Genomic DNA, 2726 nt, shown 5'->3' on the forward strand with positions numbered 1-2726 from the left:
GGGTGGGCCTCGCGTGAGCGAGGGTCGGGAGAGGGGAGCGACAGTGCCGGATGCGGCGCTTCCCTCTCCCGACCCGCTTCGCGGGCCACCCTCCCCCGCAGAGGGGGAGGGGAAGTGGACCGCGCGTTTCATCCACCAAACATGCAGCGAGCCCCCATGCCGAACTGGAACCTCGAGAACCGCACGGCCCTGATCACCGGCGCGGCGAGCGGCATCGGCCGTGCGCTGGCGGTGGGGCTGGCCGCGCGCGGCTGCAACCTGGCGCTGGCCGACCGCAACGTCGCCGGGCTGGAGGAGACCGAGCGGCTGATCGCGACGAACCGGGTCCGCATCAGCCGCCACCCCCTCGACGTCGCCGACCGCGACGCCATCGCCGCGCTGCCGGCCGCGGTCGAGGCGGCCCATGGGGGCCTCGACGTGCTGATCAACAATGCCGGCGTGGCGCTCGGCGGCACCTTCGAGGACGTGACGGAGGCCGATTTCGAATGGCTGTTCGAGATCAACTTCTGGGGCGTGGTGCGGATGACCCGCGCCTTCCTGCCGCTGCTGCGGGCGCAGCCGGAAGCGCGGATCGTCAACCTGTCGAGCCTCTACGGGCTGATCGCGCCGCCGGGCCAGACCGCCTATTCCGCGAGCAAGTTCGCGGTGCGCGGCTTCTCGCAGGCGCTGCGGCACGAGCTCGCCGGCACCGCGATCGGCGTCACCGTGGTGCATCCGGGCGGCGTCGCCACCTCGGTCGCCGACAGCGCCCGCCTGCCCGCGCACATGACCGCCGAGGAGGCCGCCCGCGGCCGGGCCGCCGCCAACAGGATGCTGAAGCTCGCCCCGGAGCGGGCGGCCGAGATCATCCTGGCGGCGGTGGAGCGCCGGCAGGGCCGGGTGCTCGTTGGCTCGGACGCCAAGCTGATCGCGCTGATCGAGCGCCTCGTGCCGGTCTCGTACTGGAACGTCATCCAGAAGCTGCTGCCGCGCGACCGCGCCGCGACCTGAGCGCGGATCGCCGCGGGCCCGCCCCAAAACCTTGCCGCGCGGAGAGCGAGGCACACCTCCCCCCTCGACCGGTCCCGGACCGAAGCGAAGTGGAGCGCGCCGATGGACCACCCGATCGCCGACCCGGCCCAGGCCGGTGCCGAGGAAGGCCTGCTCGGGCGCCCGCAGGTGCGGGTCGACGGCCCGGCCAAGGTGACGGGCCGGGCGCGGTTCTCCTCCGACGTCGCGCTGCCGGGGCGCGCCCACGCCGCGCTCGTCACCAGCACGATCGTGCGCGGGCGCATCCGCGGCTTCGACCTGGCCGCCGCCGCGGCGACGCCGGGCTGCCTGCGGATCTTCACCCATCGCGACCTCGCCGGGCGGATCGCGCCGGTGAAGCACCTGATGGCCGGCGGCTACGCCAACAGCGCGCACCTGCCGCTCGGCTCGGACGAGGTCGCCTATGCCGGCCAGATCGTCGCCCTCGTCGTCGCCGAGACGCAGGGCGCGGCCGAGGAGGCCGCCGCCCGCGTCCGCGTCGCCTACGCGGAGGCGCCGTTCGCGGCCACCTTCGACGAGGCCGGCGCCGAGACCGTGCGGCTGGCCGACCTGAAGCCCGAGCACGCGGATCCACGCCGGGGCGATGCCGACGCCGCGCTCGCCCGGGCCGATATGCGGATCGCGGCGCGCTACGAGACGCCGGTGCAGCACCACAACCCGATGGAGCTGTTCACCACCGCCTGCGCCTGGGACGGCGGCCGGCTCACCGTGCACGAGCCCTCGCGCTACGTCGGCGCGCTGCAGCACGGGCTCGCCGCGCAGCTCGGCATGGACCCGGCCGACATCCGCGTCGTGTCGGGGCCGATCGGCGGCCATTTCGGCTCGAAGCTCGCGCTGTCGCAGCACACGGCGCTGGTCGCCCTCGCCGCCCGCGACCTCGGCCGCCCGGTCGCGCTGGTGCCGACCCGGCGGCAGGGCTTCACCATCGCGAACCACCGCCCGGAGACGCGCCACGACCTCCGCCTGGGCGCCGACCGCGCCGGGCGCTTCACCGCCCTGGTGCACGAGGCGGCGATGACGACCTCGCGCTTCGACGCCTTCGCGATGGAGGGCACCGACGTGACCGCGAGCCTCTACGCCTGCCCCGACATCCGCACCGACGAGCGCGCCGTGCGGGTCGACCGCAACACGCCCGGCCCGATGCGGGCGCCGCCCGAGGTGCCCTACCTGTTCGCCCTGGAGAGCGCGGTCGACGAGATGGCCTGGGCGCTCGGCCTCGACCCGATCGCGCTGCGCCGGCGCAACGACACCGTGACCGACCCGGTCTCGGGCAAGCCGTTCTCGTCGCGTCCGCTGATGGCCTGCTTCGATGCCGGCGCCGAGGCCTTCGGTTGGTCGCGCCGCATCCCCCGCCCCGGCGCGATGCGGGACGGGGCCTGGCGGGTCGGGCTCGGCTGCGCCACCTCGGTGCGGCCGGTGAAGATCGCCCCCGCGACGATGCGCGTCGCGCTTCGACCCGACGGCCGCGTCGCCGTCGAGACCGCGCACCACGAGATCGGCAACGGCATCACCACGCTGCTGGCGATGGCCGCGGCCGACGGGCTCGGCGTGCCGATCGCGGCGGTGACGGTGCGGCTCGGCGACACCGCGCTGCCCCCGGCCGGCATCTCGGGCGGCTCCTCGACCACGACGAGCCTGCTCAACACCCTGGCGCTCGCCTGCGAGCAGCTGCGCGCGCGGCTGGCCGCCGCCTGCAC

At 75.2% G+C, this 2726-nt stretch carries 2 protein-coding genes; both read left to right on the plus strand.

From position 1 onward, the window contains the following. Positions 1–156: 156 nt before the first annotated feature. The gene (locus FV227_RS28310) at positions 157–990 is read left to right on the plus strand and encodes an SDR family NAD(P)-dependent oxidoreductase (protein WP_147860451.1); all 834 of its coding nucleotides are present in this window, start codon (positions 157–159) and stop codon (positions 988–990) included. 102 nt (positions 991–1092) lie between these two features. After that, positions 1093–2726: xanthine dehydrogenase family protein molybdopterin-binding subunit (locus FV227_RS28315; protein WP_147860452.1), on the plus strand; the 1634-nt coding region annotated here is incomplete at its 3' end.

The organism is Methylobacterium sp. WL119 (assembly GCF_008039875.1).
GTDB lineage: Bacteria > Pseudomonadota > Alphaproteobacteria > Rhizobiales > Beijerinckiaceae > Methylobacterium.